Consider the following 24,766-nt stretch of genomic DNA (forward strand, 5'->3'; position numbering starts at 1 on the left):
CGCACCCCTGCTGATCGAGTAGCCCGCGCAGCGGGCGTATCGAGACCCGGTAGCGTCGGCACGTGACCGCCTCCACTCCTCCCGCCGTCCGCCAGCTCCGCCTCGTCGTCCAGGTGGACGACCTCGACGCGGCGCTCCGCTTCTACCGGGACACCCTCGGTCTGTCCGAGCGCGCCGCCTTCGAGGGTGACGGCGACGCCCGCGTCGCGATCCTCGAGGCCGGCGTCGCCACCCTCGAGCTGGCGAACCCCGCGCAGGTCCGGATGATCGACGGCCTCGAGACGGACGGCGACACGAGCGACCCCCTCCGCGTCGCCTTCGAGGTCGACGACGCCGCCGCAGCGACCGCGGCCCTCGCCGACGCGGGCGCCGCGCTCGTCGCCTCCCCGCGGGAGACGCCGTGGCGCTCGCTCAACTCCCGCCTGCGCTCCCCCGACGGCCTGCAGCTGACGCTGTTCGAGGAGCTCGGAGCGGCGTTCGAGGACGACGCGGACGACGAGCTCCTCCTCTGGCAGCGCGCCGTCGATCGGCTCGACGGCCTCGAGGATCCGGACGGTGTCGTCGAGCGGATGCGAGTGCTCGCCGCGCGCTACCCGGGCACCGACGGCGTCGCGCACTTCGAGCTCGGCGGCGCCCTGGACAGTGCGGGCCACGAGGCGGAGGCGGCCGCGGAGTACGAGCGCGCCGTCGCCGCCGGTCTCGACGACGAGCGGCTCGCCCGGCTGAGCATCCAGTACGCCTCGACCCTGCGGAACCTCGGCCGGACCGAGGAGGCGATCGTCCTCCTCTCCTCCGCCCCGCAGCACCCGTCGATCGGTGCGGCGCGCGAGGTCTTCCTCGCACTCGCCCTTCACAGTGCCGGTCGCACCGACGAGGCGCTGCGGACCGCCCTCGAGGCGCTCGCCCCGACCCTGCCGCGCTACCGCCGATCGGTCGCCGCCTACGCCGCCGATCTCACCGACTCGGCGCCGCAGAGCTGAGACGGCCGGTCGCCGGACGGCGCGCCCACCGCCGCCGGCCGTCGGCCCTGCTCACTCCGCGAGCAGCGCGTCGATCTGCCCCATCGCCTGGTTCATCCCCTCCTCCATGCCCATCTGCACCATCTGCTCGAGCTGCTCGAGGGTCTCGAAGGAGGAGCGGACGGTCATCCGGGTGCGACCGTCCACCTCGGCGAGGGTGACGACCGCGTGGGTGACCCCCATCGAGTCGTCCGGGCTCCCCTCCTCATCGGCGAAGCCGTCGTCGAATTCGAACCGCGTCGGCTCCTCGACCTTCGTCACCACCCAGTAGCCGCGAGCCTTCTCCCCGTCCGGCCCCGTCATGAAGTACCGGCTTCGCGAGCCCTCCACCGCCTCGTGCGTCTCGAAGGTCGCCGGCCAGGTCGGCGGTCCCCACCAGCGCTCGAGCCGCCGCGGGTCCGCCCAGATCCGCCACACCCGCTCGACGGGCGCCTCGAACTCGGCGGTGATGGTCATGGTCAGGTTCTCGATGTCCTTGACGGACTCCACGACGGTCATCCTGCACGTCCCTTCCTTCGTTCCTCCGGTGGTCGCACCTCGTCCTCGGCGAGGACGTCGGCGATGCGGTCGACGCGATCGCGCCAGAGCAGCTCGTAGGCCTCGAGCAGTCGCGCCGCCCTCCTGAGCGAAGCGACCTCTCCGCTCACGAGCTGCTCCCTCCCGCTGCGGCGCTTGCGGACGAGCTCCGCCCGCTCCAGCACCGCGACGTGCTTCTGCACCGCGGCGAAGGACATCTCGTAGCGTGCCGCGAGCACCGTCACGGACTGCTCCGCTTCCAACACCCGAGCGACGATGTCGCGCCGCGTCCTGTCGGCGAGCGCCTGGAACAGCCGGTCGACATCGCTCTCTTCCTCGATTCGTACAACCATGTGGTTGCACGTTACTCGCGCTCGTCCAAGGCGGCAAGGGCCGCGCTCGGAGCCGCGTCACCACGTGCTCTCCGCGCCGGTCACACGTGTGCCGCCGCCCGGTCCAGCGACCGGGTCGCGGAGTCGAGCACCCAGTCGGGCACGGCGCGGATCTCGAGCACCGACCGGTGGAGCTTCGCCAGCGAGTAGTGCGGGTCGATCCGGAGCGCCTCCTCGAGGTGCCGGGTGGCGATCGAGGAGACGCCGAGCGCCCACCAGCACCAGGCGAGGACGGTCAGCACCGGCGGCCGCGCCTCGACGGGCGCGAGCGCTGCCGCACGAGCGAGCCGACCTGTCGCTCGCTCGGTCCGCTCGAGATCCGGGCCGGGCCCCGTCCCCATCATCAGCGACGCGGAGAGCAGGTCGTGCGCGTCCTCGAGTCCTGCGTCGGCGTCGCTCTCGATGAGCTCGTCCATCGAGCGGCCGGTGCGCGCCTGCTCCCCCTCGAGCCGCTTCTGTCGCCGCCGCTCCTCGAACGCCGTCTCGCAGCCGAGCGCGATCTGCAGGGTCGCCTGATCGCGCAACGCCGGGGACTGCAGCACCCGGATGAGCGTGGCCTCCTGACGCGGTGCCGGCGGGCCGTGCAGCCAGCGCTCGACCAGGCCGATCACGTCGTGCGCCCCCGAGGCAGGATGACGCACGATCGCCTCGACCGTCGCACGATCGGAGTCCGAGACCGTCGGCAGTGCGGCGAGCGCCGTCACGTCGAGCGGCTCGGGAGCCGCCGCGCGCGCGAGGACGCCGGTCGGGCTCTCCTCGATCTCGGCGAGCGGGCGCGGCTCGCGCGTCTCCTCGATCGAGGTGTAGCGCCCCCAGCCGTCGGCGGCGACGCAGGCCACGCCGACGATCCCGAGGTCGGTCCGTTCGAGCCGCCGGAGGACGGTGCGGCCGAGGTCGAGCAGCGGGATGCCGCGCGCGGTCTCGTAGCTCTGCCGCGTGTAGACGATGGCCAGCACCGCGGTCGCCCGCGAGATCGACGCCGTGAAGCGCTCGCACCGGCCCGCCAGCTGGTCGATCTCCGCTCGGCGCAGTCGGTGAGGGATCGGGAAGCGGAAACCGCCTCCCGCCCGGTTCCCGAGGAACGGGACGACGACGAGGGCGTCCTCCGGATGGAGGCCGATCATCGAGGGGACGGCGGCGAGCAGGTCGGGCAGCCCGCTCACGCGGAGGAGCTCCGGCTCCCGGGAGGGGCTGTGGCGGGCGGTGGCGAGGCGATCGGTACGAGTCATGCGGCTACGGTCGTCGTCGCCGCATCCGCCGTGGGAGCCGGTCGGCGGATCCGTGGAGAGCCGCCGCAACTCCTCTCCTGTGGAGGGACGGCCTCACCTCGACGCAGCGGCGTGCATCCGCTCGAGAGCCGCGCGCACCGCCGAGAGCGTGTCCGGATCCCCGTCCACCCGATGCTCCACCCCCACCGGGATCCAGACCAGTGCCGCGAGCAGACCGGCCACCGTGTCCGCCTCCACCGGCCAGCGCGTCCACCGAGCGTCGAGCGCGACCGATCCCGCCGACCATCGCCCGAAGACCCGCACCACCTCGTCGATCGGCATCGCCAGATCGACGACCAGCTCGTACCGCGCCGTCCGCCCGGACGACGCCACGAACGCCGCGGCGTCGTCCTCGGGGAGCCGCCGCGGCTCGAAGTGCACGCGGGTCTCGAGGAGCCGGCTCACCCGGTCGAGCCGGAACGTCCGCCAGTCCTCGCGCTGCCGGTCCCAGCCGACCAGCACCCAGGAGCGATGCGTGGACACCACCGCGTGCGGCTCGACGACGCGGTCGCTCTCGGCCCCGTCCGCCGCGACGTAGTGGAAGCGGAGCCGTTCGTGGTCGCGGCAGGCCAGCGCCATCCGGCCGAGGATCTCCGGCGGGATCGACGCGGCGCGCGGCCTGGCGGACCGGAGCACCCCACCGACCGCGCTGACGCGCTCCCGCAGAGCACTCGGCAGCACCTGCTCGAACTTCGCGAGGGCGCTCAGCGTCGTCCGCTCGCCGTCGGCGAGCCCCTCGTCGGCCGCGAGCCGGAGCCCGACCGCCACGGCCACGGCCTCGTCGTCGCTGAGGAGCAGCGGGGGGGGACGCGGCTGCCCGGCTCGAGCCGGTAGCCGCCGAGTGCGCCGCGGGTCGCCGCCACGGCGTAGCCCAGCTCGCGCAGCTGCTCGATGTCACGGCGCAGAGTCCGCTCCGTCACGCCGAGGCGCGCCGCGAGGACCGGCCCCGACCACTGCCGGTGGGTCTGCAGCAGGGCGAGCAGAGCGAGTGCGCGGGAGGTGGTCGCAGCCATGCCGACATCCTGCTCCTCCATCAGGACGTGAACTGACCTGATGCCGCTCTAACGTCGTCCCCGAGAGCCCGGCCGGGCACTCGAAGGACACGGAGCAGGAGAGACACCATGGACATGAAGCTCGAGCTCGTCGCGGTTCCGGTGACCGACGTCGATCGCGCCAAGCGGTTCTACGTCGAGCGGATCGGCTTCGTCGCCGACCACGACCACACGGTGCACGAGGGGCTGCGCTTCGTGCAGCTGACGCCGCCCGGGTCGGCCTGCTCCATCGTCCTCGGCGTCGGCATCACCGAGATGGTGCCCGGCTCGCAGAAGGGCCTGCAGATGGTCGTCGCGGACGCGGCGAAGGCCCGGGAGGAGCTGCTGGCCCGTGGCGCGGAGGTGTCCGAGGTCGACTCGCAGCCCTGGGGCGAGTTCGTGTACTTCGCCGATCCCGACGGCAACACCTGGGCTCTGCAGCAGATCGTGATCCCCGATCTGTCCTAGCGGGGGGCGCTCTTCTCGGCGGCCGGATCGGATTCTGAGACGATCCGCGCCCGCCCGACACTGTCAGAGTGAGAGGGAGAGGAGGTCCGTGGATGACGCCCACTCAGGAGAGCACGCCTCAGGCGCGAACGCCTCGGGAGGAGACGACCGCACCTCGCGGGGCGGGCACCGTTTCGGAGGAGACCGACGCCGAGCTCGTGCGCCGCGCGGCTGCGGGCAGCGAGCTCGCCTTCCGCTCCCTCTATCGCGCCTACGTCCGCCCCGTCTACTGGCTCGCGCACGGAATCCTCCGCGACCCCCGGGACGCCGAGGACGTCGCGCAGGAGACCTTCGTCCTCGCCTGGAGCCGACTCGGCGGGCTCGAGCTGGTGAGCGATTCCCTCCTCCCCTGGCTCGCGACGATCTGCCGCTTCCAAGCGGCCAACCGCCTGCGCTCCCGCCTCCGCGACCGGGAGCGGACCGTCGAGGCCGACGACGAGACGCCCTCTCCCCACGACCTCGAGCAGCAGATCGTCACCGCGGCGCTCGCCGAGGCGATCCTCCGAGAGACGGCCGGGCTCGCCGAGCTCGACCGTGCGATCTTCCGCCTCTGCGCCACCGAGGGGCGCGGCTACGAGGAGGCCGCGGTCACCCTGGGCGTTTCGCACGCCACCGTCCGCAACCGCCTGTCGCGCGTCCGTCGACGCCTCCGACTCGTGGTCGACGACTTCCGAGGAGCCGAGACGTCATGACCGAACCCACCGACGAGCGGGTGAATGCGCTCCAGGCCTCCGAGTTCCAGCCTGCCGAGATCCACGCGTCCGATCGCCCAGCGCCCGAGCTCGACACCCTCGACGAGGACCGCGTCTCGGCACTCGAGGCGCGGGTCTTCCGCTCCATCAGCGCCGCGCGCCGCGAGAGAGGAGCCCGTCGCCGACGCGTCGCCGCGATCGGGAGTGTCGCCGCGGGCCTCCTCGTGGTCGCCGTCGTCGTCGGCCCCCTGATCGGAGGCGGTGTCGGAGTGGGGTCCGCTTCGAGCGCGGCAGGGTCCTCGAGCGAGGCAGGCGGTCCCGACTCCGGGCAGTCGGGCGCGGAGTACGCGCCGCAGTTCACCGACGGCTCGGCACAGGGCTCGGCGGAGGCACCCGGCGACGCGTCCGCGGAGGGGACCGGCAGGGAGGTCGTCTCCACGGCGAACGCGACGCTCGAGGCCGGCTCCGTCGCCGACGCGATCGCCGCGCTCAGCGCGACCGCCGCCGCGCTCGGCGGCTACGTCGAGAGCTCCAGCATCAGCTCCAGCACCTCCGAACCGGCGGCCGGAACCGACCCCGCTCTCGACCCGTCGCAGTACGCGCCCCTGCCCGAGGGCGCTGGGAGCGTCTCGATCCGGGTCCCCGCTGACCGGCTCGCCGACGCTCGAGAGTCGCTGGCGGCCCTCGGCACGGTGACCGGCTCGTCGATCGACCGGCGCGACGTGACCACCCAGGCGATCGACCTCCGCGCGCGGGTCGACGCCGCCCAGGCCTCCGTCGACCGGCTGACCGAGCTGATCGCCCAGGCCGGCAGCCTCGCCGACCTCCTCGCCGCGGAGTCCGCTCTCGCCGATCGCCAGGCCTCGCTCGAGTCCTCCCAGCAGCAGCTCGCCGCCCTCGAGGGCCAGGTATCGCTGGCGACCCTCACGGTGACGGTCCTCCCGGAGTCGTCCCCCGTCACCGCAGAGCCCACCGGCTTCCTCGACGGCCTGCTCGCCGGCTGGAACGGTCTGGTCGTCGCCGCGAACGGCGCCCTCATCGGCCTCGGCTTCCTCCTCCCCTGGCTCGCCGTCGTCGCCGTGATCGCGCTCATCGTGGTGGCGGTCCGCCGTCGTCGCGGGCCACCCACCGGCGCGCCGACATCGGGTCGGCCGGGCCCCGATCGGAGCGAGGGCGCCGACGGAAGCACGGTCGAGAGTGCAGGCAGTGGAAGGAGCCGGGCCGCCGGAGGGTGACCGCGCCGCGAGCAGCGGTGACGTCAGCCGCGCAGCACCTTCGTCATCGCCTTGCCCTTCGCCAGCTCGTCGACCAGCTTGTCCAGCCAGCGGATCCGCTGCATCAGCGGATCCTCGACGCTCTCGACGCGAACGCCGCAGACGACTCCCGTGATCAGGGCCGCGCTCGGGTTCATCGGCGCCGCGGCGAAGAAGTCCTCGAAGGTCGTCCCGGCCTCGAGGTGGCGGTGCAGCTCCTCGTCCGAGAAGCCGGTCAGCCACACGATCACCTCGTCGACCTCGGCCCTCGTCCTCCCTTTCCGCTCGGCCTTCGCCACGTAGTGCGGGTACACGGAGGCGACGCTCGTCGTGAAGATCCGGTGCATGCGTCGAAGGGTAGCCCCGCACCCCCGACCACGGCGAGGCCGCGCCCTGCGGACCCCGCCGATCAGCCCCGAGCCCGCGCCGCGTAGACCGCGGGCGTGGCCGCATCGCCGAGCAGGGCACGCACGCCGAGCTGCTCGCCACCGGCGGGCCGTACGCGCTCCTGTGGGCGTCGTGGAGCGGCCTTCCGCGCCAGTGAAGCGGCAGGGAGCGGACAGGCGGAGCAGGCTCCGCCGCTCACCGACGGGATGTCGGTGCAGTGCACGAGAATGACGGCATGCCCGCCGTCGCTCAGGTTCATCACCTCCGCAAGCTCGCCGATGACGACGTCGCCCTGCGCCTTCTCTCGACCGACAACCTCCCCGTCATCGCGGGACTCCTCGGCACGCACCTCGGCGCCGACGAGCGACGGGTCGACGCGGAGGAGCTGTACGAGCGCCTCGACGGCGACCTCGAGCGGCTGCGCGATCAGGGCCTGCACCTCCCTCTGAGCGCGAAGGGCTACTGCGCCGACTGGCGTTCGGCCGGCTACCTCGTGCGTCGGCCGTCGACCGAGGCTCGCGGCGAGACGTTCGAGCTGTCCCCCGAGGCCATCGTCGCGATCCGCTTTCTGGAAGGGCGAGCCGCGCCGCGCTCGAGCGTGACGGAGTCACGGCTCACCGGTCTCGCGACGCAGGTCCGGCTCCTCGCGATCGAGACCGACCCCGACACGAACACCCGGGTCGCGCTGCTCGAGGAGGAGCTCGATCGCATCGAACGACGCATCAGCGACCTGCAGGCCGGAGACGCCCCCACGCTCGACCCCGATCGCGCGCTCGAGAGGGTGCGCGACCTCCTCGCCCAGGCCGCCGAGGTGCCCGACGACTTCGCCCGCGTCCGCGGCGAGTTCGAGGCACTCAATGCGTCACTGCGAGCCAAGATCGTCGAATCCGGCGCCTCCCAGGCGACCGTCGTCGACGAGGTGTTCCGCGGGATCGACCACATCAGCGACTCGGACGCGGGGCGCAGCTTCGCCGCGTTCTCGCAGCTCGTGCTCGATCCCGCGCTCGGCGCGGCGTTCGAGGCGGATGTCCGGCGGATCCTCGACCGCTCGTTCGCCAGCGCTCTCAGTTCGGCGGAGCGCCGGTCGCTGCGCTCCTTCCTGACGACGCTCAAGGGCCGCAGCGCGGAGATCCACGACGTGATCACCCTCTTCGCGCGGGCGCTCCGCCGCTACGTGCAGTCCCAGGACTACCAGCAGGATCGGGTGATGCGCTCGCTCCTCCGGACCGCGCAGCACGCAGGCATCACTGCCGCACCGCACACTCGGCCGTGGTCGTCCGTCGGTCTGTCTCTCGACCTCTCCGCGGTCTCGATGACGAGCGTCGGCTCGATCGACCTGCACGATCCGGCCGAGCTCGACGCCACCGCGGAGATCCACGAGAACCCCGCGGCGGTCGCCGACCTCACGCACCTCCGGGCTCTGGCCCGGGAGACCGAGATCGACTTCGACGAGCTCATCCGCAACACGAACGATCTGCTCGCCGCGCGAGGGTCCTGCACGGTGGCCGAGGTCCTGCACGTCCATCCCGCAACGCAGGGCGTCGGCAGCGTCGTCGGCCTGCTCGCCCTCGCAGCCGAGCAGGGAACCGTCGACGACGAGCTCGAGGTGCTCTCCTGGCGCGGCACAGACGAGATCCCACGGACCGCCGTCGTCGCGGCGCACCGCTTCATCGGGACCGTCTCGTGACCGGCGAGCAGCAGGCCGTGCCCTCCTCCGACGGAACGGACGACCTCGACGAGGCAGGTCTCTGGCAGGGTGACAGCGGGACCTTGCCCGACCGCACCCGGCGCGTGCAGCTCCGGCTCATCCGGGGCCCCTACCTCTCGGGAGCACGGGAGCCGCAGCTCTGGGCCGTGCTCCTGAGCGACGAGAGAGTGATCCGCTCGCGACTCGCCGATCTCTTCCTCGAGCTGGTCCTCGACCGCGACCGCGAGTTCGCGTTCGTGCGGAACGCGCCCTCCGACGACGCACCGAGCGCGGTGCGCTCAGAAGCCCTGACCTTCCTCGACAGCGCGATGCTGCTCGTGCTTCGGCAGACCCTGCTGAGCGAGGAGGGGCGAGGACGCGTGATCGTGGGCAGGACCGAGGTGCTCGAGCAGCTGACCGTCTACCGCACGAAGGATCGCGACGAGAAGGACTTCGCAAGCCGCCTCAACGCGTCCTGGCACAAGATGCAGAACAAACTGCGTGTCCTGCACCCCCTGAAGGACGACCGCGCTGAGATCTCTCCGGTGCTGCGGCTCATCGTCGATGCCGACCAGGTCCGCGCCATCACTGCCGAGTACGAACGGATCTCTCGGCAGGGTGCGGCCGCTCCCGAGGCCCTCCGCGACGAGAGCGACGACGACGACCTGAAGGACGAGGACGACGAATGACGATGCTCACCTTCGACGACGACGCCTCCGACGTGACGCCCGGGCTTGAGCCCACCCGGCAGTGGCGCCTGGCGGAGGTCGAGCTCTTCAACTGGGGCACCTTCTCCGGTCGGGTGAGAATCGGCATCGCGCGCTCCGGCCACCTCCTCACCGGCGCGTCGGGCTCGGGCAAGTCGTCCGTGCTCGACGGGATCGCCGCGGTCGTGACTCCCGACCGCTGGCTCAGGCTGAACGCCGCGGCACAGGACGGCGCCTCCAGGCAGAGCGATCGCTCCCTGATGAGCTACGTGCGGGGAGCCTGGACGAAGGAGGTCGACGAGAGCTCCGACCGGGCGACCACGACCTTCCTCCGGTCCCGCGCCACGTGGAGCGGGGTCCTGCTGCGCTACGAGAACCTGCACGACGAACCCGTCGTGCTCGCTCGTGTCTTCCATGCGCCGGGCACCCGCACCGAGACGACCGCGCTGAAGGACGCCCGGATCTTCACGCGCGGCGACCTCGACATCGTCGCCCTTGCGCCGCACGTCGCGAGCGGAATCGATGCGCGGCGGATGTCGGCAGAGCTGCCCGACGCGCTCATCACGACCGGAGGCAAGCACGGCAGGTTCCACGAGCGGGTGGTCCGGCACTTCGGCTTCCGCAGCGACACCACGCTGCAGCTGCTCCACAAGACGCAGTCCGCGAAGAATCTCGGGACGCTCGACGCCCTCTTCCGCGGTTTCATGCTCGAGTCCCCAGCGACCTTCGCGCGGGCCGACAATGCGGTGGAGCAGTTCGTCGAACTCGATCAGGCGCACGCGCACGTCGTCGATCTCCGGCGCCAGGCCGACGCCCTGCGGTCGCTCGACGCCTCGATCACGGCGTTCGATCTCGCCTCCGCCGAGTCGTCCTCGGTCGCCCAGCTGCACGACGCTGTCGAGCCGTACACCGATTCGGTCAAGCGGCGGCTGGCGCACGAGGCGCTCGGCCCCGCGCGCGCGACACTCGCCAGAGCCCTGTCGCGGTTGTCTGATACCTCGCGCCAGCAGGCGATCGCGCGGGGTGCCCTCGACACTGCCGTCGCGAGGGTGCGGGAGGAGGGCGGCGCTCGTGTCGAGCTGCTGCAGGAGCGGATCACCGCCGCCGAGCGGGCCGAGCGCGAGGTGACACGGGAGCGAGATCGCCTGTCGAGTGAGCTGAAGCGGATCGGCGTTCCGCTGCCTGCCGATGCGGCGCAGTTCGCCGACCTCCTTGCGACGGCCGCCGCCGAGCTGACGAAGCGCGTGGCTCCTGTGCCCCATTCCATCCGGGATGCGGCGAGCGAGACCCGGAAGCGGTTGGCAGCCGTCGAGGCTCAGATCGTCGCACTGCGCGAGCATCGCAGTAATCTCGACCCTCGGCTTCTCGCCGCGCGCCGTTTCCTCGCCCGCTCGCTCGGCGTTCCGGACGCTGCGGTTCCCTTCGCCGGCGAGCTCGTCGCCGTCCTGCCCGAGCACGCGGCCTGGCGCGGCGCGATCGAGCGGGTGCTCGCACCACTCGCCACGACGCTCCTCGTGCCCGACGACCTCCTCCCTGCAGCTCGTCGGGCGTCCGACGCCCGACATCTCGGTGTCCGTCTGGTGATGGAGGCCGTCCCGGAGGTGAGCGAGCCACCTCGCCGACCACGCGACCCCCGCTCACTCCTCCATCGCGTCACGGTGAGTGAGGGCCCGTTCACCCTGTTCCTCCGGCGGCGACTCGCATCCGACTTCGATTTCGCCTGCGTGGCCGACGCCGACGAGCTCGATGACGTCGACCGCGGAGTGACGATCGGCGGGCTCGTCAAGCGCACCTCGCGCCGATACGAGAAGGACGACCGCTCCGCCGTCGGCGATGCGACCCGGTGGCTTCTCGGCGGTGACACGGAGGCGCGGCTGGACGCGCTCCTCGCTCAGCAGCGGGAGGCCGAACGTGCCAGCGCGACGGCCGCCGCAGCCGACGGGAAGGCGGACGCCGCACGAGAATCAGCGCTCGGTCAGCGAGCGGTCCTCGAGAGGGTCGTGACGGTCTCGTGGGAGCGCATCGACCTCGCCGCGGCTGCGGAGCTCAGTGCGGCGCACCGCGCGGAGCTGAGAACTCTGACGTCGCGGTCGTCATCGCTGCGCGACGCGCAGGAGGCTCGGGAGCAGGCGGCCTCGCAGCTCGAGGACGCCACGCACCGGAACGAGCAGGCGCTCCGCGAGGAGGCGATCGCTCAGGGTGCGCTCGAGCGGATCGAGTCGCAGCTCGCTGCTCTGGAATCCGCACCCCCTTCGAGCCTGGACGACTCCACAGCCGAAGCCCTCGGCGCTCGGTTCCGGGCCGAGAGGCGCTCGCTGACCCTCGAGACCGTGGACGCGATCGCGCGCGCCGTGCAATCGGCACTCTCCCGGGAGAAGGACATCGCCGCGCGACGCAGTGGCGACGCCGCGGCCGCCTTCGCCGCGGGTGCCGCCGCGTTCCGCGCCGCCTGGCCCGCGGCGGGCGCCGATCTGACCGCCGAGATCGCAGACAGGTACGGCTACCGGGCTCTCCTCGAGGGCATCCTCAGCCGGGGGCTCCCGGAGAAGGAGAGCGACTTCCGGCGCCTGCTTCGAGAGCGGTCGCGGGACGTCGTGGCCCACCTCCTCGGCGATCTGCGGGATGCGCCGGGACTCGTCCGGGAGCGCATCCTGCCGGTCAACGCCTCTCTCGGACGGTCTCCGTTCGAAGGACGGGACCGATTCCTCGAGATCGACATCAGGACGACACGCTCCCCCGAGGTCGAGGACTTCCTCGCGAATCTGCGCCGCATCGTCGAGGGCAACTGGGCCGACGAGTCCGCGGCGGGCGCCGAGCAGCGCTTCGCCGTCCTGCGCACGGTGATGGGTCGGCTGGGCTCGCGGGACCGGGTCGATCAGGACTGGCGCGCTCGCGTTCTCGACACCCGCCTGCACGTCAGCTTCCTCGCCCGCGAGAAGGACGCCGCGGGGACCGTCCTCCGGGTGTACGACTCCGCCGAGGGGCTGTCGGGCGGTCAGCGGCAGAAGCTCGTCATCTTCTGCCTCGCGGCCGCGCTCCGCTATCAGCTCACCGAGGAGGAGGCGGAGTTGCCCCGGTTCGGGACGATCATTCTCGACGAGGCGTTCGACAAGGCCGACAGCCGTTACACGCGGAACGCGATGGACGTCTTCCGCTCGTTCGGGTTCCACATGGTCCTCGCCACGCCGCAGAAGCTCCTCCAGACACTCGAGCCCTATGTTGGCGCCATCACCGCGGTGTCCAACCCGGACCGCAACGCCTCGAGGATCGCCGACGTGGTGTTCTCTCCGCAGGAGGCCGGCGGAACGCCTGGAGAGGAACAGCATCGATGACGGCACCTGTCACCGTGGCCGACCTCCGCGACCGCGCCCAGCGGATCTTCCAGCGCGAATCGCGCTCATGGGCTGCGCGCGGCGACCATGAGCCGATGCTCGATCTCCCGCTCCATCCGCCCACCGAGCGCGATGCATTGACCGATCTGGATGCCGCGCGGACCTGGGTGGAGTCCTGGCGCCGCGCGGCGGAGTCCGGCGAGATCGAGGTCTCCTGGACGGTGCGGAGCTGGTCGAGGGTCGGATCACAGGAGATACCGGAGCGCGCCGTCGTCCGGGGGGCCACCTCGATCGCGCGTGCGGCGGGAGCGGAGCCCGAGTGGCTGCGCCTGCGGCACCGCATCGATGCGCTCCGATCCCTCACCGGTGGCGGAGACGCCGCGGTCGCGACACTGCAGACCCACGCGCGCACCATCACGGCACTGACCGAGGACGACTTCGACCGGCTCGTCGCCGTCCTCCTCTGGCTGCGGGACAATCCGGTCTCGAACCGGTTCGTCCGCGAACTCCCCATTCGCGGCATCGACTCGAAGTGGATCGAGCGACGCCTCGGTCTCGTGACGGCACTGCACCGCTCCACGACCGGCGCCATCGATCTCGGACTGAGGAAGCCGTCGACGCTCCTGCGGGTGCGCATCCTGGACTCCGCCCTCGCCCTGTCCGGACTCTCCGACGTGACGGCGCCGATCGACGATCTCGCCCGGTTGTCCTTCCACCCCTCGAGGGTCTTCGTCTTCGAGAACCTCGCCACGGTCCTGGCGATGCCGGACGTACCGGGCGCGGTCGTCCTGCACGGGGGAGGCGACCGGGCGGGACTGGTCTCGCATCTGCCCTGGGCCCGCGAGGTCACCTACTGGGGTGATCTCGACTCCCGTGGCTTCTCGATCCTGCACCGCCTGCGGGCGCTCGGTGTCGCCGCGACATCTGCGCTGATGGACACGGAGACCCTCCTCGCCCACCGCGACCTCTGGGGGACCGACCCGGCACCCGATCTGGGAGCCCTTCCTCTGCTCACCCGCTCCGAGGACGACGCTCTGAGTCTCCTCAGCACCGCGGGCAACATCCGACTCGAGCAGGAGCGGATCGCCTGGTCGTACGCGCTCGATCGCCTCGGGGCGCTCTGACCACGCGGGGCGCTGATCACGACAAACCCCCGTCACCGTCCTCGCTTCGCTCGCGTCGGCCTCGCCCGATCCCGATGAGAGATAGAACCCGCCAGTGCGCCCACTTCGCGTCACTTCTTCGCTGCGCCGCGGGGTGCTGCCGGACACTCTCAGCGGTCCCGCGCCGATCCCCCGACTCCCCGCAGGACGGCTCCGGAACCACCACTCACCGACGAGAGGTCGCAGAATGCCGTTCGACGAGCACACCGGAGATCAGCACGATCACGACTCCGCCCTGAGGCCGGGAGTCGCCCGACGGTCCACTCTCGCCGCCGCGTGGTCGACGCCCGTCATCGCCGCCTGCGCGGCGGCGCCCGGTGCCGCGGCATCCGTCTCCCCTTCCCCGGTCCTCCCCGAGACCTTCCTGGGGGTGCGCGTCATCGATGCCGGACTCGTGACCACCGACCTGGGTGCCCGTCGGCGCTTCGAGATCTCGGTGTTCGTGAACGGAGACGGGATCACAGGAACTCCGATCGTGCTGCGCCAGGAGGGCAGGGTGGACTTCAGGACGGATCACGACTTCACCCTCGGGTCGACGCAGGTCGTCCGCGTCGGTCCCCGCGGCGGCTACATCCTCATCCCCGCGGGCTCCTACGCGGGTTCGATCCCCTACAGCATCGGCGGTGTCATGAAGGTCGCAGCGCTCGTGAGTGGCGCGCCCTACCCCTTCGTCTACTCCGACCCTCCGCAGCGCGCACACGTGGAGGTGATGGTCACCGGCGGCCCCGCCCATCCCGGGACGCCCGCTCCGGGAACGATCAGCACTCGGGAGAAGGACGAGCTCACGACGGACTGACACCGGCCCCGCCGCGGGAGCGCGCGAAGGCCCCCGCCTCCCGCCATCGGCGCGAGGGCTGCCGCACGGGCCCGCCGCGCCGCTATCCTCCCGGAGTGCCGTCGCATCGCGACCCGCCGCACACCGCGTCACCTCACCAGAGAGAACCACCGTGAGCCTCCTCCGCACCAAGTCCGTCGAGCAGTCCATCGCCGACACCGACGAGCCCGAGACCCGCCTCAAGAAGTCGCTGAGCGCCCTCGACCTCACCGTCTTCGGCGTCGGCGTCGTGATCGGCGCCGGCATCTTCACGCTCACCGGCCGCGCCGCGCACGACATCGCCGGCCCCGCGATCGTGCTGAGCTTCGTCGTCGCCGCCTTCGCCTGCGCGCTCGCGGCCATGTGCTACGCGGAGTTCGCCTCCACCGTGCCGGTCTCCGGCTCCGCCTACACGTTCTCCTACGCCTCGCTCGGCGAGCTCTTCGCCTGGATCATCGGCTGGGATCTGATCCTCGAGCTGTTCCTCGGGGCGAGCGTGGTCGCCCAGGGCTGGAGCGCCTATCTCGGCTCGTTCCTCGGGCAGCTCGGCATCGTCCTGCCGGCGGCGATCTCCTACGGCGGCGTGGTCGACGTCCCCGCGATCCTGCTGGTGCTCGTGCTCGGCGCCCTGATGACCTTCGGCATCAAGGAGTCCCTGCGCGTCAACCTGGTGCTGGTCGCCGTGAAGCTCTTCATCGTGCTGTTCGTCATCATCGCCGGGCTGCAGTTCATCAACGCGAGCAACTACTCGCCGTTCATCCCGCCCGCGGAGGCGTCGCAGGCCGCGTCCGGTCTCGCCCAGCCGCTGCTGCAGTTCCTCTCCGGCATCGAGCCGGCGACCTTCGGAGTCGGCGGCATCATCGCCGGCGCCTCGCTGGTCTTCTTCGCCTACATCGGCTTCGACGTCGTCGCGACCACCGCCGAGGAGACCCGCAACCCGCAGCGCGACATGCCCATCGGCATCATCGCCTCGCTGATCATCTGCACCGTGCTCTACTGCGCCGTCGCCCTCGTCGTCACAGGCATGGTCCCCTACCGCGAGCTCGACCCCTCCGCCGCCCTCGCCAACGCCTTCGCGTATCACGGCCAGACCTGGATGGCGACGGTCATCTCCGCCGGCGCCGTCGCCGGCCTCACCACTGTCGTGCTGACCCTGCTCATCGGCGCGACCCGCATCATCTTCGCGATGTCGCGGGACGGCCTGCTCCCCCAGCGCCTGGCGAAGGTCCACCCGCGCCTGCGCACCCCCTGGGTCACCTCGGTCGTCGTCACGATCATCGTCGCCCTGCTGGCCGGCCTCACCCCGATCGGCGTCCTCGAGGAGATGGTGAACATCGGCACCCTCTCCGCCTTCGTCCTGGTCTCCGTCGGCGTCATCGTCCTCCGCCGCAAGCGCCCCGAGCTCAAGCGCGGCTTCCGCGTCCCACTCAACCCCTGGCTGCCCGGCCTCTCCGCCCTGATCTGCACCTACCTGATGCTCAACCTCTCCATCGAGACCTGGCTGCGCTTCCTGATCTGGCTGGCCATCGGCTTCGCGATCTACTTCGCCTACTCCCGCTCCCACGCGAAGCTCGGACAGCTCACGAAGTAGACCGGCGCGAGGCCGGCAGTCGGTCAGATCGTGTGCAACGCGCCACTTCGAGGATTCCTCTTGTCTGATGGTGGGCGCGAACCTACGCTCCTCGATGACGTCGAGGAGGGGGAGCGTGAAACGCACAGCAGAGTTCCGCAGGGTGATGACCATCGCCGGACAGGTGGCCCAGCAGCAGAGTGAGCCTGTGTCGGCGCTGCACGTCGCATTCGCCTACGCCGCGTGCCACGCGCCGGTTGACAGCACCGAACGCGTGATCCAGGCATTCGGCGACGAGCGCCGCTGGGATGCGAGCACCACCGCACGACCCGTCCTTCGACGGCTCATTCGTCATCGACGAGCGGTGCAGTACGACCCCGCAGTCCGTCGGGCAGTCGAGAGGGCCGCCGCGAGCGGATCTCCCGATCTCCGGAAGATGCTCGCAGCGCTTCTCAAAGAGGGCGGTCTCGATCCGCTGCGGGAGGCGATCGAGCGGGCCGGCGGCGATCTCTCCCGCTGGCTGACCACCGATGCCTGACAACGACACTCCTCGCCTGCTCCTCGACGTCCGAAGCCTCGGGAAGCGCATGGGCTCAGTCGATGTGCTCCGCGACGCCTCCTTCACGATCGACGCCGGCGAGGTGGTCGGACTCGTCGGACCCAACGGCGCCGGGAAGACCACCCTCATGCGCACCCTCGCCGGACTGTACGAGCCCACGCATGGCAGTGCCCTCGTCCTCGGTCACGCGATCGGCACGACGGAGGCTCGACGAGCCCTCAGCCTCATGCCGGAGGAACCGGACCTGTACCCGGGTCTGAGCGTTGTGGAGCACGTCCGGCTGATCGAGCGGCTGAGCGGCTCACCCCGGAACGAGTCGCTCGGACCGTCGCTCCTCGAGCGCTACGGACTGAGCGACAAGCACGACCTCCTCCCCCATCAGCTCTCGCAGGGGACGCGCCGTAAGCTCGCTCTCGTTCTTGCGCTGCTGAAGGGCGCCGAGCTCCTCTTGCTGGACGAGCCGTTCAACGGCCTCGATGCCGTCTCGGTGCGCGAGCTCCGGAACGAGGTCCGGCGGCTGGCCGAGGAAGGCTGCGGCGTGCTGCTCTCCATGCACGGGCTGACCGAGCTGGAGCGCATCGCCGATCGAGCGGTGATCCTGCACGCCGGGAGGATCGCGCACATCGCGCGTCTCGGGCGCGACGATCTCGAGGGGCAGCCGCCTCTGGAGGACGTCTATCTCCGTGTCGTGGGAGCTCTTCGCGATGACGACGACTGAACGAACGCGGCGTCTTCCCCTTGCAGGAGCGCTCGCTCTCTCCCGGGCTTACCTGCGGATCCGCATCCGCAGCACCACGGCCCTCGTGACGAATCCCCTCGCGATCGTCGTCCTCGTGATCGCTGCGTCGGGCGGCGTCTGGCTCCTGGTTCAGGGTGGTGCCGGCGGGTCTCCGACGGAGGCGCCCTCCACGCGGATCGCGGGATTCGTCCTCGGTCTCTCTCTGATCCTGGTGTCACTGACAGCGCAGCGGGGTTCGCCGCTGCGGTTGCAGCCCGCGGACGTGTCCTGGGTGCTGCAGAGCCCGAGTGGTCCGCGCATCGTCGTGGTGGTGCATGCGGTCGGGACCGCGGCGATCGCGTTCGTCACCACCTCCACGGCGTCGGCGACGGCGCTGCTTCTCCGCGGAGAGCCGGTCGCGTGGGGCGTGCTCTCGGGGTGCGCGATGACGGCCGTCCTCCTCCTGATCCGGGCGACGTCCTTGACCAGCCATCTCCTCGGAAGAATCGCCCGGCCGGACCGTCGCCGGATCGGGCTGACCTGCGTCCTCGCCGCGGGCGCGGTCTGGATCGCCCTCGGGGTGCAGTCGCTGCTCGTGGGCGAGGACTCCATCGGGTCGGCCGCGATGAGCGCCGCCGGTCTCCTCTTCGAGGTGATCCTCGCGCCCGAGGCGAGCGGACTCGCGCACGCCTCCGCCACCATCGGCGTTCTCCTGCTGTCGAGCATCGCCGTCGGCCTGCTCGTCCGGCGAGCCGGAATCTTCGTCGAACCCGCGGTCGAGGAGAGCATCCTCGCGAACCAGCTCACCCGGGTCCTCTCCGGCGAGTCGAACCGGACTCTTGCCGGCCGGGGCTACGCCGTCGGCCGTCCCTCATGGACGCGATGGCCCGACTCCGCGGTCGGCGCGGTCCTCGCGAGTCACCTGGCGCAGACTCGGCGCCGGCGCTGGCAGGAGCCCCGCACTGCGCTCGCCCTCCTCGCCGTGGCGGTGCTCTCCAGCCTGTTGCGGGGCAGCGTGCCGATGCCGTTGGGCGGACTTCTCCTCGTGCTGATCCTCGCGCTTCCGGGTCCGTCTCAGGCGACCGCGCAGGACCTCGACCACCAGCACCTCCCGCTCGCGGACGTCTCGATCGCCCGAGCCGGATTCGCCGGTGTCGGCCTTCACGCCCTCATCTCGTCGGCCGTGTCGCTGCCCGCCGTCGTTCTCTGGGCCTCGGTGTACTTGCACGGGATCGGCTGGGGTGTGCTCGCAGTCCTTCCTCTCGCACTCTGCTGCGCAACCGCTGCGCTCGCTGGCGTCGGATCACGCGCCTTCTCGGATCTGCTTCTCGGCCGGGTGGTCGCGGCGGTCGCGCTCACCATGCTGCCGGTGGCCGGCGCCGCCTCCAGCCTTGCGCTCCACGGCCAGGGGAACGATGCACTCCGTGTCCTGCTGACCCTCTCCGGCGCCCTGCTGATCTCCTGCCTGCTCTCCTCCGGTCTCGCCTGGGCCGTCCTCGAGTCCGCCAGGCCTGCCCGATCGTGGCGTGCACCCGAGGTCTAGGGTGCAGTCATGCCCCGCGCCATGGCCGACCTCGACTTCCGCCGCCAGCAGTGGGAGCAGCGCTACGCGCCCCACGTCGCCCCGATCAACCGCTGGATCGACGAGCTGCGGAACCCGTACGACCGCGGCTGGCTCCCCTACATCGCTCCCCTGCACGGCGGCACCGAGGCGCGGGTGCTCAGCATCCTGCGCGACCCCGGCCCCGGCACCCGGGACGGCGCGGGCAGCGGGTTCCTCTGCACGGAGAACGACGACGGCTCCGCCGAGCTGATGTCGCGCCTCATCACGGACGTCGGACTCACGCCGTTCGATCTCCTGCCCTGGAACGCCTACCCCTGGTACATCGGCAAGGTACCGACCGCGGAGCAGCTCGACGCGGGGATCCCGACGGTCCTGCACCTGCTCGACCTCGCACCGAGCATCGAGGTCGTCCTGCTGCAGGGCGCCGACGCCGACCACGGCTGGCGCCGCCTGCTCCGCCTGCACCCGGGCATCGAGCGCGAGCGCGGCCTGGCCGTCGTGCGCACGTTCCACCCGTCCCCGCAGGCCCTCTTCACGAAGGACCCGCTCGAGCGGGAGGCGCGAGTGGCTCGGCGGGAGGCGGCCTTCGCGGAGGTCGCGGCACTGCTGCACTGAGCAGCTCGTCTCGCTGAAGAGCTGCCGGAGAAACGACGAAGCCCTGATGAGGACCAGTCCGCGAACGGAGGTCTCATCAGGGCTTTCTGTCGGGCTGACAGGATTTGAACCTGCGACCCCTTGACCCCCAGTCAAGTGCGCTACCAAGCTGCGCCACAGCCCGTGGCAGTCCGGACCGAGGCCCGGGCAACTCGACTACCTTAGCGGATCGCGGGGCCGAGAGTGAAAACGACCGACGCTCGGCGCCCGTAGAATCGCTGAGGCAGTGCGCGCCGGGCGGACCGGAGCGAGCGCCCTACAGGAGGCAGCAGCAGTGGACGCGCGGCAGAAGCGATCGCAGGTGGCCCTGCACCGAGCCATCATCGATCTGGCGACTGCCAGAGACGTCTCCAGCCTCACGGTCTCCGAGATCACCGACCGTGCCGGCGTCAACCGCTCCACCTTCTACGCGCACGCGACCTCGGCCGCCGAGTTGCTCTGTGCGGCACTCGCCGACGAGCTCGACACGATCCGCGACGAGTATCTCGACACCCTCCGAGCCGGAGCGGCGACCGACTCGACCATCCGCCAGGGCACGGCGCGGATCCTCGGTCACCTCGAGTCGCGCCGCGACCTCTACTTGCGCGCGTTCGATGCTCCCGGGGGCGACTCGGGTGTCCGGGCGATGCTCGCGCTGCACTTCCGCGCGGCCGTCCTCGCGACGCTCGAGACCGGGACGCTCCAGCTGCCCGACGGCGACGACATCACCCCGTTCCTCGCGGACGGCACCGCCTCCTTCCTCGCCGCCGGTTCGACGGGTCTGATGGAGGCGTGGCTGCGGCTCCCCGAGCCGCGCACTCCCGAGACCTACCTCGCGGCGTACCGGCGGCTGCTGCCGTCCTGGTGGCCGTTCGCCACGCAGGACTGACGCGCGCGGGCATCGATCCGTCACGAGTGGTCGGGTCGGCGCGCGGACCACGACCGTTCGTGACCGATCGATCGCCGGATGTGCGGGCGGGGGTGGATCTCGATACGCCCGCTGCGCGGGCTACTCGATCAGCATGGTCCGGCACGCAGAAACGCGTCCGGCTCGCAGGATCCGAGGATCCCCGCGAGCCGGACGCAGAACGACGAGCCGAAGCCGCGCGCGTCAGAAGGCGTCAGCGCGCGCGCTTCTCCCGCACGCGCATGTTGACGTTCACCGGCGAGCCCTGGAAGCCGTAGATCTCGCGTAGGCGGCGCGCGATGTAGCGGCGGTAGCCCGGGTCGAGGAAGCCGGTGGTGAAGAGCACGAATGTCGGCGGGCGCGAGGACGCCTGGGTGCCGAACAGCACGCGGGGCTGCTTGCCGCCGCGCAGGGGGTGCGGGTGCGCCGCGGTGAGCTCGGCGAGGAACGCATTGAACTTACCGGTCGGGATGCGGGTGTCCCAGGACTCGAGGGCGAGCTCGAGCGCGGGCACCAGCTTCTCGAGGTGACGCCCGGTCTTCGCGGAGATGTTGACGCGCGGCGCCCACGCCACGTGCGCGAGGTCCTTCTCGATCTCGCGCTCGAGGTAGCGGCGGCGCTCGTCGTCGAGGAGGTCCCACTTGTTGAAGGCGAGCACGAGCGCGCGGCCCGACTCGAGCACCAGGTCGATGATGCGGACGTCCTGCTCCGAGATCGGCTCGGAGACGTCGATCACGACGACCGCGACCTCCGCCTTCTCGAGCGCGGTCGAGGTGCGCAGCGACGCGTAGAAGTCGGCGCCCTGCTGCAGGTGCACGCGGCGGCGGATGCCGGCGGTGTCGACGAAGCGCCAGATCTTGCCGGCGATCTCGACCTGCTCGTCGACCGGGTCGCGAGTGGTGCCGGCCAGCTCGTTGACGACGACCCGCTCCTCTCCCGCGGCCTTGTTCAGCAGGCTGGACTTGCCGACGTTCGGGCGGCCGAGGATCGCGACGCGGCGCGGGCCGCCGACCTCGCGCTTGGCGACGAGCGACTCGAGCGGCAGCTTCTCCAGCACCGTGTCGAGCAGGTCGGCGACGCCGCGGCCGTGCACGGCCGAGACCGGGTACGGCTCACCGAGGCCGAGCGACCACAGCGAGGCGGCGTTCGGCTCCTGGCGCACGTCGTCGACCTTGTTGGCCGCGAGGAAGACCGGCTTCTTGGTCTTGCGGAGCAGCTTCACGACGTGCTCGTCGGTCGCCGTCGCGCCGACGTTCGCGTCGACGACGAAGATGACGGCGTCGGCGAGGTCGATCGCGATCTCGGCCTGCATCGCGACGGAGGCGTCGATGCCGCGGGCATCGGGCTCCCAGCCGCCGGTGTCGACGACGGTGAACTGGCGGTCGAGCCAGTCGGCCTTGTACGAGACGCGGTCGCGGGTGACGCCGGGGGTGTCCTCGACGACGGCCTCGCGGCGGCCGAGGATGCGGTTGACCAGCGCCGACTTGCCGACGTTGGGACGGCCGACGATCGCCACGACCGGCAGCGCCGGGAGGTAGCGGATCTCGTCGGGGTCCTCGCTGGCGTACTCGAGGAGGTCGCGGTCCTCCTCGTCGAGGTCGTAGTCCTCGAGTCCGCTGCGCAGCGCCTGGGCGCGCGAGGAGGCGAGCTGCTCGTCGAGGTCGCCGAGGCGCTCGACGAGGTCGTCGTCTCCGAAGTTCAGCTCGTCGTCACCGACGTGCGTGTCCTGTGCCATGATCGGCCCTTGCTCTCGAAGTTCGGACCTCGGCGATGACCGCATCGACGGTCTGCTCGAAGTCGAGGTGAGTGGAGTCGAGAAGAGTGACTCCGTCTGCGGCGTTCATGAAGTCCACCACCTGGGAGTCGGCGCGGTCCCTGGACCGCAGTGCCTGACCCGTCGCTTCAGCGGATTGCGTGGTGACTTCGCGCGAACGCCTCGCCATCCTAGCCTCTTCGCTCGCCGTCAGGAGGATCCGCACCCCGGCGGTCGGCGCCACGACCGTTGTGATGTCGCGCCCCTCGACGATGATGCCCGCCTTCCGGGTCTCGCCGATGATGCGGCGGAACAGCAGCGTGATCCGCCGGCGCACCTCCGGGACCTTGGCCACGGCCGAGACCTGACCGGTCACCCGGGGCTCGCGGATCGCAGCGGTCACCTCGGTCCGGCCGACCCAGACCGAGTACGACTCGGGGTCGGTGCCGATGGAGTAGTCGAAGCCGTCGAGCGCGTCGACGATCGCGTTCTCGTCGGCGAAGTCGAGCCCGGTGTCGAGGCCGTGCCAGGCGAGCGCGCGGTACGCGGCGCCGGTGTCGAGGAACTCGAAGTCGAGCCGTCGGGCCGCCTCGCGCGAGACGCTCGACTTGCCGCTGCCGGCCGGTCCGTCGATCGCGACGACGACCGCATCGCCGAAGTCGGGCACGTCGTCGGCACGCGAGCCGCTCGCGCGCTCGGGCGCCGCTCCCCCGTCCTCCGGGATGCTCTGCTGGGCGCGGCGGGCGGGCGTCATCCGGTTCAGACCGCCCTCCTGCCTGTTCTGCTCCGTGCTCATCCGGCGATCCTCCAGCCGCGTGCGGTCAGTTCCTCGGTCAGCGGGCCGACGGCCTCCGGCACCACCGAGATCTCGGCGAGGCCCACGCGGCGCCCCTCCGCATGCTCGAGGCGCACGTCCTCCAGGTTGACCCCGGCCTCGCCGATCTCGACGAACAGCCGGGCGAGAGTGCCCGGAGTGTCGTCGACGAGGACGATCAGGGTGGAGAAGCGCTGGTCCTGGCCGTGCTTGCCAGGCAGGCGGGCGACGCCGGCGTTGCCCGCGGCGAGGTGCTCGGCGAGCAGGCGGCGGGCACCCGGGGCGTCGAGGTCGCGCAGGGCGTCGGCGACCGCGGCGACGTCGTCGCGGAAGGCGTCGAGCACAGCGACCACGTGCTCGCGGTTCGCGCCGAGGATCTGCACCCACAGCTCCGGAGCGGAGGCGGCGAGCCGCGAGACGTCGCGCACGCCCTGGCCGGCGAGCCGCAGGGCGTCGTTCGGCGCGTCGACGAGACGCTGCCCGAGCAGGGAGGAGATCACCTGCGGCGCGTGCGAGACGAGGCCGACCGAGCGGTCGTGCTCCTCCGGGCCCATCTCGATGATCGAGCCGCCGAGGTCGAGCGCGAGCGCCTCGACCCGGGCGAGCGCCTCGGGCGGCGTCTCGCCGTCGCGGCAGATCACCCAGGGGCGTCCGACGAAGAGGTCGCCGCGGGCCGCGACCGGGCCGCCGCGCTCCCGACCGGCCATCGGGTGCGAGCCGATGTAGCGGCTGAGGTCGAGGCCGCGGGCGCGCAGCTCGCGCAGCGGCTGCATCTTGACGCTGGCCACGTCGGTGACGACCGCCTCGGGGAACGCGGCCAGCTCGCGCTCGACGACGCCGGCGACGACGTCCGGCGGCACGCAGACCACGATCAGCACGGGCCGGTCGTCGGCGGAGGCGGCGCGGCCGGCCCCGTAGTCGATGGCGAGCGAGAGGCTGGCCGGAGACGCGTCGTCGAGGACGACGTCGACCCCGCGCGAGGCGAGGCCCAGGCCGATCGACGCGCCGAGCAGGCCGGAGCCGACCACCCGCACCGTCCCCGTCGTCCGCATCGCGGGCGGGGCGGGGTGCAGGAGCTCGTTCACCCCGACAGCCTACCGATCAGGCCGACGCCGCTTGTCCTGGCCGCTGCGCCGCACACCGGAGTCGGACCGCTCGGCGCTGTTCGCGGAGGGGCGTCGCCGGTCCTGCGGCGGCGTCGCGCGGTCGTCGGCGCGCAGCGCATCGGAGGGACGCTCGCGCGGCCGCTCGTCACGACGGCGCTCGTCCGAGCGACGGTCACCGCGGTCGTCCGCGCGACGCTCGGGACGCTCCTCGGAGCGACGCACCGGGCGGTCGTCCGAACGGCGCTCGGGCCGGTCCTCGGATCGACGCACGGGGCGATCGTCCGAACGACGCACGGGACGGTCCTCCGAACGGCGCACGGGCCGGTCCTCGGAGCGCCTGACGGGCCGGTCGTCCGATCGACGGACGGGCCGGT

At 71.5% G+C, this 24,766-nt stretch carries 24 protein-coding genes and 1 tRNA gene; 15 read left to right on the plus strand and 10 right to left on the minus strand.

Features of this window, described 5'->3' with window-relative positions; all coding sequences use genetic code 11:
* Nucleotides 1–62: 62 nt before the first annotated feature.
* Nucleotides 63–980 (plus strand): tetratricopeptide repeat protein, encoded by a 918-nt coding sequence (locus tag EDF35_RS13600; protein WP_123706582.1) that lies wholly within the window; start codon nt 63–65, stop codon nt 978–980.
* 51 nt (nt 981–1,031) lie between these two features.
* Here the strand turns inward: EDF35_RS13600 and EDF35_RS13605 are convergent, their stop codons facing one another.
* From EDF35_RS13605 to EDF35_RS13625, 5 genes are all read right to left on the minus strand, one after another.
* Nucleotides 1,032–1,517 carry an SRPBCC domain-containing protein gene (locus EDF35_RS13605; RefSeq protein WP_123706583.1) on the minus strand — a complete coding sequence of 162 codons (486 nt, stop codon included), beginning with the start codon at nt 1,515–1,517 and terminating at the stop codon, nt 1,032–1,034.
* Nucleotides 1,514–1,888 (minus strand): helix-turn-helix domain-containing protein, encoded by a 375-nt coding sequence (locus EDF35_RS13610; protein ID WP_133962668.1) that lies wholly within the window; start codon nt 1,886–1,888, stop codon nt 1,514–1,516. The genes EDF35_RS13605 and EDF35_RS13610 overlap by 4 nt, the downstream gene beginning before the upstream one ends.
* 80 nt (nt 1,889–1,968) lie before the next feature.
* Nucleotides 1,969–3,156, minus strand: coding sequence for a DUF4192 family protein (locus EDF35_RS13615; RefSeq protein ID WP_133962669.1), 1,188 nt, complete (start codon nt 3,154–3,156; stop codon nt 1,969–1,971).
* 93 nt (nt 3,157–3,249) lie between these two features.
* Complete coding sequence (locus EDF35_RS13620) at nt 3,250–3,963, minus strand: WYL domain-containing protein (protein WP_133962670.1); 714 nt, start codon at nt 3,961–3,963, stop codon at nt 3,250–3,252.
* On the minus strand, nt 3,900–4,208 hold the full coding sequence (locus tag EDF35_RS13625) for a helix-turn-helix domain-containing protein (protein ID WP_166674105.1): 309 nt from the start codon (nt 4,206–4,208) through the stop codon (nt 3,900–3,902). The genes EDF35_RS13620 and EDF35_RS13625 overlap by 64 nt, the downstream gene beginning before the upstream one ends.
* Before the next feature lie 108 nt (nt 4,209–4,316).
* On the opposite strand from EDF35_RS13625, the gene EDF35_RS13630 reads away from it, so the two are divergent.
* The 3 genes from EDF35_RS13630 (at nt 4,317) to EDF35_RS13640 (ending at nt 6,660) form a co-directional block, all read left to right on the plus strand.
* Nucleotides 4,317–4,694 (plus strand): VOC family protein, encoded by a 378-nt coding sequence (locus tag EDF35_RS13630; RefSeq protein ID WP_133962672.1) that lies wholly within the window; start codon nt 4,317–4,319, stop codon nt 4,692–4,694.
* A gap of 92 nt (nt 4,695–4,786) precedes the next feature.
* A complete protein-coding gene (locus EDF35_RS13635; protein WP_133962673.1) occupies nt 4,787–5,425 on the plus strand; it encodes an RNA polymerase sigma factor in 639 nt (212 codons plus the stop codon).
* Nucleotides 5,422–6,660 carry a DUF4349 domain-containing protein gene (locus EDF35_RS13640; RefSeq protein WP_133962674.1) on the plus strand — a complete coding sequence of 413 codons (1,239 nt, stop codon included), beginning with the start codon at nt 5,422–5,424 and terminating at the stop codon, nt 6,658–6,660. Before EDF35_RS13635 ends, EDF35_RS13640 begins: the two co-directional genes overlap by 4 nt.
* Nucleotides 6,661–6,683: 23 nt before the next feature.
* On the opposite strand, the gene EDF35_RS13645 is transcribed toward EDF35_RS13640, so the two are convergent.
* Nucleotides 6,684–7,025, minus strand: coding sequence for a DUF2200 domain-containing protein (locus EDF35_RS13645; RefSeq protein WP_123732924.1), 342 nt, complete (start codon nt 7,023–7,025; stop codon nt 6,684–6,686).
* Nucleotides 7,026–7,300: 275 nt separating this feature from the next.
* Between EDF35_RS13645 and EDF35_RS13650 the strand changes: the two genes are divergently transcribed.
* From EDF35_RS13650 to EDF35_RS13695, 10 genes are all read left to right on the plus strand, one after another.
* A complete protein-coding gene (locus EDF35_RS13650) occupies nt 7,301–8,752 on the plus strand; it encodes a DUF3375 domain-containing protein (protein ID WP_133962675.1) in 1,452 nt (483 codons plus the stop codon).
* A gap of 17 nt (nt 8,753–8,769) precedes the next feature.
* Nucleotides 8,770–9,441: a DUF4194 domain-containing protein gene (locus EDF35_RS13655; RefSeq protein ID WP_133962761.1), complete on the plus strand. Its 672-nt coding sequence runs from the start codon at nt 8,770–8,772 to the stop codon at nt 9,439–9,441.
* Nucleotides 9,438–12,791 carry an SbcC/MukB-like Walker B domain-containing protein gene (locus tag EDF35_RS13660; protein WP_133962676.1) on the plus strand — a complete coding sequence of 1,118 codons (3,354 nt, stop codon included), beginning with the start codon at nt 9,438–9,440 and terminating at the stop codon, nt 12,789–12,791. Before EDF35_RS13655 ends, EDF35_RS13660 begins: the two co-directional genes overlap by 4 nt.
* The gene (locus EDF35_RS13665) at nt 12,788–13,915 is read left to right on the plus strand and encodes a Wadjet anti-phage system protein JetD domain-containing protein (RefSeq protein WP_133962677.1); all 1,128 of its coding nucleotides are present in this window, start codon (nt 12,788–12,790) and stop codon (nt 13,913–13,915) included. The genes EDF35_RS13660 and EDF35_RS13665 overlap by 4 nt, the downstream gene beginning before the upstream one ends.
* 226 nt (nt 13,916–14,141) lie before the next feature.
* A complete protein-coding gene (locus EDF35_RS13670) occupies nt 14,142–14,750 on the plus strand; it encodes a hypothetical protein (RefSeq protein WP_133962678.1) in 609 nt (202 codons plus the stop codon).
* A 151-nt stretch (nt 14,751–14,901) separates the two neighbouring features.
* Nucleotides 14,902–16,359, plus strand: coding sequence for an amino acid permease (locus EDF35_RS13675; protein ID WP_133962679.1), 1,458 nt, complete (start codon nt 14,902–14,904; stop codon nt 16,357–16,359).
* 115 nt (nt 16,360–16,474) lie between these two features.
* A complete protein-coding gene (locus EDF35_RS13680) occupies nt 16,475–16,876 on the plus strand; it encodes a hypothetical protein (protein WP_133962680.1) in 402 nt (133 codons plus the stop codon).
* Between the two features lie 49 nt (nt 16,877–16,925).
* Nucleotides 16,926–17,615 carry an ATP-binding cassette domain-containing protein gene (locus EDF35_RS13685; RefSeq protein ID WP_166674106.1) on the plus strand — a complete coding sequence of 230 codons (690 nt, stop codon included), beginning with the start codon at nt 16,926–16,928 and terminating at the stop codon, nt 17,613–17,615.
* Between the two features lie 85 nt (nt 17,616–17,700).
* The gene (locus tag EDF35_RS13690) at nt 17,701–19,158 is read left to right on the plus strand and encodes a hypothetical protein (protein WP_133962682.1); all 1,458 of its coding nucleotides are present in this window, start codon (nt 17,701–17,703) and stop codon (nt 19,156–19,158) included.
* A 9-nt stretch (nt 19,159–19,167) separates the two neighbouring features.
* On the plus strand, nt 19,168–19,794 hold the full coding sequence (locus EDF35_RS13695; RefSeq protein ID WP_133962683.1) for a uracil-DNA glycosylase: 627 nt from the start codon (nt 19,168–19,170) through the stop codon (nt 19,792–19,794).
* Between the two features lie 89 nt (nt 19,795–19,883).
* On the opposite strand, the gene EDF35_RS13700 is transcribed toward EDF35_RS13695, so the two are convergent.
* Nucleotides 19,884–19,957 (minus strand) — tRNA-Pro (locus EDF35_RS13700).
* A 177-nt stretch (nt 19,958–20,134) separates the two neighbouring features.
* On the opposite strand from EDF35_RS13700, the gene EDF35_RS13705 reads away from it, so the two are divergent.
* Entirely contained in the window at nt 20,135–20,701 is a 567-nt protein-coding gene (locus EDF35_RS13705; RefSeq protein ID WP_166674107.1) for a TetR family transcriptional regulator, read from the plus strand.
* Nucleotides 20,702–20,933: 232 nt separating this feature from the next.
* Here the strand turns inward: EDF35_RS13705 and der are convergent, their stop codons facing one another.
* The 3 genes from der to EDF35_RS13720 are packed head-to-tail and all read right to left on the minus strand — an operon-like array spanning nt 20,934 to nt 24,338.
* On the minus strand, nt 20,934–22,454 hold the full coding sequence (gene der / locus EDF35_RS13710; RefSeq protein ID WP_123706602.1) for a ribosome biogenesis GTPase Der: 1,521 nt from the start codon (nt 22,452–22,454) through the stop codon (nt 20,934–20,936).
* Nucleotides 22,429–23,268, minus strand: a complete 840-nt coding sequence (gene cmk / locus EDF35_RS13715) for a (d)CMP kinase (RefSeq protein WP_243839962.1) — start codon at nt 23,266–23,268, stop codon at nt 22,429–22,431. Before cmk ends, der begins: the two co-directional genes overlap by 26 nt.
* Nucleotides 23,265–24,338: a prephenate dehydrogenase gene (locus EDF35_RS13720; protein ID WP_123736021.1), complete on the minus strand. Its 1,074-nt coding sequence runs from the start codon at nt 24,336–24,338 to the stop codon at nt 23,265–23,267. The genes cmk and EDF35_RS13720 overlap by 4 nt, the downstream gene beginning before the upstream one ends.
* Between the last annotated feature and the right edge of the window lie 428 nt (nt 24,339–24,766).

It is taken from the genome of Rathayibacter sp. PhB151, from assembly GCF_004366415.1.
Taxonomy (GTDB): domain Bacteria; phylum Actinomycetota; class Actinomycetes; order Actinomycetales; family Microbacteriaceae; genus Rathayibacter; species Rathayibacter festucae.

Coding starts and splice junctions, on each gene's coding strand:
- EDF35_RS13605 (WP_123706583.1), bottom strand. CDS start 1,517: ATGACCGTCGTGGAGTCCGTCAAGGACATCGAGAACCTGACCATGACC.
- EDF35_RS13610 (WP_133962668.1), bottom strand. CDS start 1,888: ATGGTTGTACGAATCGAGGAAGAGAGCGATGTCGACCGGCTGTTCCAG.
- EDF35_RS13615 (WP_133962669.1), bottom strand. CDS start 3,156: ATGACTCGTACCGATCGCCTCGCCACCGCCCGCCACAGCCCCTCCCGG.
- EDF35_RS13625 (WP_166674105.1), bottom strand. CDS start 4,208: ATGGCTGCGACCACCTCCCGCGCACTCGCTCTGCTCGCCCTGCTGCAG.
- EDF35_RS13630 (WP_133962672.1), top strand. CDS start 4,317: ATGGACATGAAGCTCGAGCTCGTCGCGGTTCCGGTGACCGACGTCGAT.
- EDF35_RS13635 (WP_133962673.1), top strand. CDS start 4,787: ATGACGCCCACTCAGGAGAGCACGCCTCAGGCGCGAACGCCTCGGGAG.
- EDF35_RS13640 (WP_133962674.1), top strand. CDS start 5,422: ATGACCGAACCCACCGACGAGCGGGTGAATGCGCTCCAGGCCTCCGAG.
- EDF35_RS13645 (WP_123732924.1), bottom strand. CDS start 7,025: ATGCACCGGATCTTCACGACGAGCGTCGCCTCCGTGTACCCGCACTAC.
- EDF35_RS13650 (WP_133962675.1), top strand. CDS start 7,301: ATGCCCGCCGTCGCTCAGGTTCATCACCTCCGCAAGCTCGCCGATGAC.
- EDF35_RS13660 (WP_133962676.1), top strand. CDS start 9,438: ATGACGATGCTCACCTTCGACGACGACGCCTCCGACGTGACGCCCGGG.
- EDF35_RS13665 (WP_133962677.1), top strand. CDS start 12,788: ATGACGGCACCTGTCACCGTGGCCGACCTCCGCGACCGCGCCCAGCGG.
- EDF35_RS13670 (WP_133962678.1), top strand. CDS start 14,142: ATGCCGTTCGACGAGCACACCGGAGATCAGCACGATCACGACTCCGCC.
- EDF35_RS13685 (WP_166674106.1), top strand. CDS start 16,926: ATGGGCTCAGTCGATGTGCTCCGCGACGCCTCCTTCACGATCGACGCC.
- EDF35_RS13695 (WP_133962683.1), top strand. CDS start 19,168: ATGCCCCGCGCCATGGCCGACCTCGACTTCCGCCGCCAGCAGTGGGAG.
- der (WP_123706602.1), bottom strand. CDS start 22,454: ATGGCACAGGACACGCACGTCGGTGACGACGAGCTGAACTTCGGAGAC.
- cmk (WP_243839962.1), bottom strand. CDS start 23,268: ATGAGCACGGAGCAGAACAGGCAGGAGGGCGGTCTGAACCGGATGACG.
- EDF35_RS13720 (WP_123736021.1), bottom strand. CDS start 24,338: ATGCGGACGACGGGGACGGTGCGGGTGGTCGGCTCCGGCCTGCTCGGC.